The 7,554-nt window shown below is 49.6% G+C and carries 5 protein-coding genes; all 5 read right to left on the minus strand.

Annotated features, from left to right (window positions below):
- The coding region (locus C2M35_RS10705; protein ID WP_105265305.1) for a transposase at positions 1 to 858 on the minus strand (858 nt) is incomplete at its 3' end.
- A gap of 136 nt (positions 859 to 994) precedes the next feature.
- Positions 995 to 2,152 carry an HlyD family efflux transporter periplasmic adaptor subunit gene (locus C2M35_RS10710; protein WP_105258854.1) on the minus strand — a complete coding sequence of 386 codons (1,158 nt, stop codon included), beginning with the start codon at positions 2,150 to 2,152 and terminating at the stop codon, positions 995 to 997.
- Positions 2,142 to 4,268 (minus strand): type I secretion system permease/ATPase, encoded by a 2,127-nt coding sequence (locus tag C2M35_RS10715; RefSeq protein ID WP_105265306.1) that lies wholly within the window; start codon positions 4,266 to 4,268, stop codon positions 2,142 to 2,144. Before C2M35_RS10715 ends, C2M35_RS10710 begins: the two co-directional genes overlap by 11 nt.
- Complete coding sequence (locus tag C2M35_RS10720) at positions 4,265 to 5,560, minus strand: TolC family protein (protein WP_158677966.1); 1,296 nt, start codon at positions 5,558 to 5,560, stop codon at positions 4,265 to 4,267. The genes C2M35_RS10715 and C2M35_RS10720 overlap by 4 nt, the downstream gene beginning before the upstream one ends.
- Positions 5,547 to 7,554, minus strand: a 2,008-nt coding sequence (locus tag C2M35_RS10725; RefSeq protein WP_199774415.1) for an Ig-like domain-containing protein, incomplete at its 5' end; no start/stop codon positions are given. The genes C2M35_RS10720 and C2M35_RS10725, both read right to left, overlap by 14 nt.

The following is a 7,554-nucleotide window of genomic DNA, read 5'->3' on the forward strand; positions in this document are numbered from 1 at the left end:
CGAGGTGGTCAGGGACAGCCAATTTACTGGGCTAATATCGAGTCGTTCAAGTATGGGGGTTGCGTCAGATGCAATATAACCTGGTTTATCCTCGCGCATACAGCGCCCCGTCCATTCAACCAGCTCTAAGTAACTGCGTAGCTCAAAAGGCAGGCCTTTCGGCATAGGCTTACGAGGGTGTCCAACAAAACGCATTAAGGTAGAGGGTTGCTTACCCTTCTTTGCTGATTCGATTCGGGCTTTCACGCTCGTATAATCGGATTGCTCGGGTAAGCCGGCGGCCTTGGCGCGAATCGGGTTTAAATCCACATAGGCTAAGCAGGCAATAAGGGCTGCTTCATCAAGAAGCGCTTGAGATTTAAATCGGCCCTCCCAGAATCTGCCGGTGCAGTCATCTTCGCGATTAGCTTGACGGGCAATCCTTTCATTGAGTACCCGCATAAACCAGCTGATATCGCTAAGGCGCTCCCGATATATCAAGATTCGACCTTGTAGGGCGGCCAATTCGGCCACATCTAACGACTCCCCTTGCACAAAACGTTGACTGAGCAAGGTGCCTTTAAATAGTTTATGCCAACGCAGCACAATGGCTTTATCCGTTAAGCGCTGGGCTTTGCGCCTATCCACATGCAGCACCACATGGGTATGGTTGCTCATTACCGCGTAGGCACACACATCTATGCAGAAAATACGAGCTAACTTTAATAACTTGCTTTCAACCCAGTCGCGGCGATGTTCATAAGAGCGGCCGGTCAGTGCATCTTCACCACATAAAAAGGCGCGCCGTACACAGCGAGAAATACAGTGATAATAAGGGGTGTCAGCCAGACTGATTTGGTTTTTCCGAGGCGTTGCCATGATTCACTCCTCCTTGAGTAGAACCCTCAAAGTGTAGTCAATGGCTCTGGAAGTGTGAAATCTTAGAGTGGGTGTCTGGCTAATTCGATATCAAGAAGTACCACCAAGGGGGGGGGGTACTTCTTGTTTGTGTTACTTAGTTGAGTTTAGCTTTCAGAAGCGGATTTAAGAGGTAACTGAGGACTGTGCGTTTACCTCCTAACACATCTACCTGGGCAATCATGCCGGGGCGGATGGGGTAGCTCTTATCACCTTTAACTAACTGATTCCCTTCGGTAGTAATCAGGATCTGATAAAAGTACGCTTTGCCTTGTGCCGTTTCCTCTTCAATCGTATCCGGACTAATTTGAATTACTTCGCCTTCGAGATCCCCGTAAATCGAAAAGTCATAGGCCGTGATTTTCACTTTCGCTGACATTCCAGGTGCTAAAAATGCGATGTCTTCCGGGGCTATTTTCGCTTCAATCAGTAATTGCTCATCAATCGGTAAGACATACATGATCGGCTCCCCCGGCTGCACCACACCACCGCGTGTGGTAACCAAAATGTCATTCACCATGCCTTTGACGGGCGATGTGATTTGGGTGCGAGTCAACTGGTCTTGCCGCTGCACTAAAGACTCGTTCAGGGCATTGAGCTCTGCTTTCTTTTGAGTCAATTCGGTATAGGCATCCTGCATGTAATTATTGCTGACTTCGATGATCTGTCCTTTTAAATCTTCAAGCTCCTTTTCTAACCGGAGCAGCTCCATTTGACTGACCGACTCGGACGCCACCATAGGGCGTAAGATGCCGAGTTGCTCTTCAACAATGTGCATACGGCGTTGTAAACCAACGACTTTTTCTTGTTTATTGGTCCGTCGAGAGGCAAATAACGCTTGCTCAAAGATGCGATCTTCCTCATCGATTTTCAGTTCGTTTGGAAAGGTTAAAGTAGCGCTATCGCGTACCTCGGCCTCCAAACGGGTGATTGAAGCTAACAAGGACGAAGCTTGGCTTTCACCTTCGCGAAACGCGGCTAAAAAGCGGGTTCTATCGAGCCTAAGTAAGGGATCGCCCTGCTCTACTAGTTGCCCCTCTGAGACCAATAATTCTTCGACAATCCCCCCTTCAAGGCTTTGGATTGTTTGCAAACGGCTGGAGGGAATAACTTTACCTTCACCGCGGGTGACTTCGTCAATCTCAGCAAATGCCGCCCAGCCAATAAAAATGGCCACGATTAAGATGCACAACCACAGCGCAGGACGCGCAGAAAATAGACGGCTTTCATCCGACCAGGGGTTACTAGGCTTCATGTTTCACCTGCCCTTGAGGAGCTAAAATACTATCGAAATCACCTTCCGTCGCCACATGTCCTTGTTTAAGAACGACTCCTCGGGTACCTAGTGCCAACATCCGGCGTTTATGGGTCGACATGACCAAGGTTTTACCTTGTAACCAGGTTTGCATAAATTGTATGACTTTCTCTTCGTTGACTTGGTCAAACGCCGAGGTTGGCTCGTCCAGTAACACAATTCGCGGGTTTTGTAAGATTAACCGTGCCAATGCAACGGCTTGACGTTGACCACCGGAGAGGCTTCTGCTGCCAAGAATAGGCATATCTAAGCCCAGCGGATGCGCACGCACAGCAACACCAAAACCAATGCTATCAAGGACGTTGAAAATGGCCTCATCCGTGTGATTATTGCCTGCCAACTGAAGGTTTTCGCGTAACGTCCCGTAAAACAAACAAGAATCTTGTGGCAAATAGCCAATATCACGCTGACGGTCCGCAGGATCGAGTTGTGTCATGGCAATATCATCAAGCAGTACTTGGCCGCTATCGACGTCTTCTAAGCCAGCTAAGATCCGCAACAAACTCGATTTACCAGCGCCGTTGCTGCCAAGTAACACGGTGTGACTTCCTGCTTTAATCTGCAGTTTATTAATGCTCAACGCTGGCGGCCCTTCATTGCCATAACTAAGTTTGACATTTTCGAGGCTGTAATCGCCATCGAGCCTAGGTTTATGAGCAAACTGGCGGCCTGGCGGGCGTTCTGTAGGCGCCTGCATAATCTGGTCAAGTCCTTCAAAGGCAACCTTAACATGCTGCCATCGCACCAGCACCCCAGTGATTTGATTTACCGGTGCTATGGTGCGTGAAGTTAACATGGTACAGGCGATGAGCGCACCAATCGTCATTTCGCTGGCACTGATTTGGTAAACCCCAACCACCACCACGAAAATAAATCCGAGTTGCTGCACCATTGCAGCGCCTTGACTCAATCTGTTCGAGAGGCTTTTAAAGGTGACACTGTCGGCTGCTTGCTTCTTGGTAAGGGTTTCCCATAAAAACAAATTGCGAGACTCAGCGTGGCTAGCTTTAACCGTTTCGAGGTTTTCGATCACCTCGATCATCAGCCCTTGTTTTACAGCGCCTTCGCGTAACCCTTCACGAGACAATGCAGCCAGTTTTCCCTGCATCAGTAAGCTGGGTAACAACATCAATAAAATAGCGATGATCGGCACCCACACCACGGGGCCGCCTAGATACCAGATCAGCAGTAAGAATAAGAGGATAAATGGAAAGTCACTGATGGTGGCCGCAGTAGACGAGGTGAAAAACTCGCGCACACTGTCAAACTCTTTCAACTGACTGGAAAACGCGCCGGTGGATTGCGGTTTCGCTTTAAGCCGCATAAACAACACTTGTGAAAAGAGTCGCGATGACAGCTCCAGATCTAACTTTTTGCCTGTCACATCGAGTAAATAGGCGCGCAGAACCCGCAAGATAAAGTCAAAAACAATGGCAATGACAACCCCTGTGGTAAGAATAAACAAGGTATCAAAGGCATCATTAGGAACGACCCGGTCGTACACCTGTAAGGCAAATAACGAGGTACCAACGGCCAGTATATTGGCAAACATCGAAGCGACACCGACGTCAATATAGGTCGACCAACACTTCATCAACTGCTCTTTGAGCCAATGCTTTTTGTAGGGCTGTGCATAGTCCTTCGCTCGGTCATCCGCTTGGTAGGCGATGTCGGCAAGAACCAGGTGCGAGGAGATCAAAGCTTCAAGTTCGGCATAGGAATAGGTTTTTTGCCCAGCGGTTTCCGGCACGACAACAGTGCAGTGCTCTTCATCTTTACTGATTAATACCAATCCAGAGTTGTGCCGGGTAAGCAATAAGGCAGGTAAATGGTAGTCTTGCAATTGCTGGAGTGATTTCTCCACCAGAACGGCATTAATGCCCTGATTATCCAAGGCGCGTGGAATTAACTCGATAGTTAAACGGCCGTTTTTCAAAGGCAGGCCTTCGCCAATGACCTCTTCGCGTGTCGGTTTACCCAGCAACTGACAATAGGTTGTTAATGCAAGTTGCAAGGGATCAACTGTGGGTGGCGTCACTGGATTGAAGTGCGTCATAGGTTATGCGCCTCATTGCTCTGCGCGGCAAGGACAGATTCTAGGATCCCAAGTTCTGAGCTCATCCGGTAGGGAATACGCAATAGCTCAATGGATACGTTCAGATGTTGGCTGAGCAATTCAAAGCGTTCGCGCTCTGTCGTTAAAATTTCCTCTACCGTGGTGAGGCCTGCGCGGAATTGATCTTGGTAGGCGCTCAACAGTGCGGTTGCCGCATTTACTTGTTGTTCAAGTGATTGTCGTTGTTGACTTAAGTTGCGCAGTGATTCACGTTGCATATTCAAATTACGTTCAATATCGAGTTGTGTAAATTGCAGATCCCACTGTGCGGCTTCAGCGCGCAGACGCTCAATGTCATCCATATCGAAGCTGGCTAAACCTTGATTGAAGCTCGCTTTAAAACGCACCGCGACCGCAGAGTCGCGAGTTAATTCACCACCGATATCGCGGCGTTGCGATGAGGCTTCTAAGACCACACGAGGCAGTTGCGCAGCTTTGACGCGCTCAGCTTGACTGTGGGCAATATGAACTTCTTCTTGTGCCTGCATATATTGCGGTGAGCGCGGGATCAATTGTGTTTGTTGTTGGGTACTCGGCAACAGGTTTTGTAGCTGCACGTAATTGGCAGGCAATGGTGGCAGGGCCGTAACCGGGCGTTGCATCAACATGCGTAAACGCAAGCGCGCTTGCTGCTGGTCACCGTCGGTCATTTGCCTTTGTTGTTCATTATAATAGCGCGCTTGCAGCACTCGATTTAATTCGGCGCGGTCGCTATAACCTCCTGCAGCGCGAATTTCAGCCATGCGCTCAACACGAGCAATACGTCGCTGGTGTTCTTGAATAATCGCTTGTCGTTGCTGAGCAAGCATAATATCGAGGTAAGCTTCGATGATTTCGATGCCGACTTCTGCACGTACTTGGCGTAATTTATGTAACGCTTTACGCGCCTCGGCGTTCATGCCTTCCAGTTCGCTGTCCAATGCCCCCCAATCGTATAAGGTGTAGCTCAGGGTGATATTGTAAGCAAAGGCGCCGCTGATGCCATCCGCAGGCCCTGCGGTAAGGTCAAGTGAAGGCCAAAAGCGGCCCTCGTTAACGTCTATGGTTTTTTCAGCTTGCTGGATCTCAGCCACCGCGGAGCGAACACGAGGATTCAAGGTTAAGCCATGATGCACCATTTGTGAGATTGACGGACTTTCTGCCGGATCAAAAGATGTGGCAAAAGCTTGACTTGAGCAACAGCTCAAGCCAAGCATAACCGCATACCGGAAATGTCGATTAAATGACGACATTAGTATCCTCATCCGCCCACGGCGACTGCTGAAGGAGACTCACGTCATTAAACATGACGCCGTCGATACTGAAGGTACCGTAATCACCCGAAACCGACAGTGCTTGCGTCTCTGGTTCAGCGTCTACATCGTTGAGCAATAATTCGATGTCTTCTTCAACGGTGTGTTCAAGAACAGCTTGACGCATCAACTCTTCACTCTTGTCGTTGAACCTTGGTTCACTCGAGGCAAGAACGTCATATTGCATCATCAGTTCACCGTCATCGACCATACTGAACAGCAGATCAGCGCTTAACTCGGTTGCTGGTGCACCTTCGTCTGTAGCTATGTCTGTTTGTGCTTGCCCAGCCGGGGAGTCACTACCCGTAATGCTGATGGTCAGTGATGCCGAGTCAGAAGTTTCACCGTCTGAAAGGGTGTAGTTGAACACTTCGTCTTGACCGAACGAACTGCGATCACCATTTGCGGTATAGGTATAAGTGCCGTCAGCTGCAATTTCCAAGACACCATATGCACCTTGAATCGTTACTGTGCCTGTATCTGGCACAACGACGCTTTCACCAGCACTGTTTGTGACCATAGTGACTTGTGCGCCATCGATAATGGTATCTGCACCAGCACCACCTGTATCTCCCTCTATCAGGTTACCTTGCGCCTCTCCAAAGTAGCTGTACTCAGTTACTGTGGTGGTAATGTCCGTACTTTCCAACAGGGTTACGGTGTCATTAAACAGAGCATCGGCGATAACTTGATAAAACTTTTTGAGGTCTCGGTTGACGCCTTTGGCGTCGAGCGCATCAGTCAGTCGGTCTGCTATTTCACCTGCATCTATGGTTGGGGTAATAGCAAGCATCTCTTCCAGAGTTTCGCGAATCAAAGTCCCGTCACCGGTCAGCAATGAGCCGCCATTCTGCATGGCATTTATCGTATCTTCGACGTACTGCAGCACATAGTCTCGGTTATCTGGACCAAGCTCCACGCCTGCGAAGCCGAGTTCGCTAAGGCTGACCTCTCCATCACCGTCAGCGTCCAGCACACTGCCTACCTGATTCTCCAGCAGACTTGCATCGTTGCGCACAACCACACTGTAGTTACCCGCTGCTAAGTCTGGAATCGAGATAGAGATAGTCTCATCCCCGGTGATGTTGAAAATATCCAAACCACCAACATTGGCAAGTTGTGAGTTTGCGCTGACCCCTTGATAGACCAGCACACCATTTTCATCGTACACCTCAACCATAAAGGCATCAGCAACCGCTGCAAGTGAGGTTTGGCTAACTTCAATTTCCACGTCACCGATATTGTCTGGTGCAACAGTGAAAGTCGCGCTGGCATTAGCGCCGCCAGTTGCGTCCGCCAAACCAAGCACTTCTACATCGTCAGTTGTTTGTGGCGGGTTAACGGTAACAACGGGCTCAAGGTCGATAGCACTCACATCATTTATGGCGTCAAGCGCTTGAATGACAACGTCTTGGCTGGCGGTGCTAAGTGAATTACCAGCCGCATCGGTAACCGTAGCAATGACTGGGTAGGTGCCTGCAGGTAATGGGGTCCCCGATAAGTCGAGGCTCCAGTTGCCATTGCTATCAATGGTGAGCTCTGGTGCAGTTCCAAAGGTGTACTCGGTGCCACCAACAGACACAGTCAAGGTAGTGGCATCGTCAAGATCTATGGTGCCGTTGAAGATCAACGAGGTATCGCTCGTGATGAAGTCTCCGTCAGTACCAGAATCATTGGAAATACTGTCAAAGGTGACGGTTTGACCATTGCCATTGCCATCAACAGCGGTGTCAAGTGTAGTGGTATCGATTACCGTGCCGGTATTGCCCGCAGCATCGGTCACCGTCATGGTTACGGTCAATTCACCGTCGGTGAGGCTTGACAGATCTTGCCCAGTGATTGACAGGTTGCCGTTGCTATCCAAAGTGATCGCCGAGCTCGGTACCGTGATCGTGGTCACGCCATCGCTGATGGTGATGCTGTCGACGGTGGCA

The organism is Pseudoalteromonas sp. T1lg76 (assembly GCF_002964725.1).
GTDB lineage: Bacteria > Pseudomonadota > Gammaproteobacteria > Enterobacterales > Alteromonadaceae > Pseudoalteromonas.

What these genes read in the sequence shown, in the direction of transcription:
- C2M35_RS10710 (WP_105258854.1), bottom strand. Translation starts at nt 2,152, where the DNA reads ATGAAGCCTAGTAACCCCTGGTCGGATGAAAGCCGTCTATTTTCTGCG.
- C2M35_RS10715 (WP_105265306.1), bottom strand. Translation starts at nt 4,268, where the DNA reads ATGACGCACTTCAATCCAGTGACGCCACCCACAGTTGATCCCTTGCAA.
- C2M35_RS10720 (WP_158677966.1), bottom strand. Translation starts at nt 5,560, where the DNA reads ATGTCGTCATTTAATCGACATTTCCGGTATGCGGTTATGCTTGGCTTG.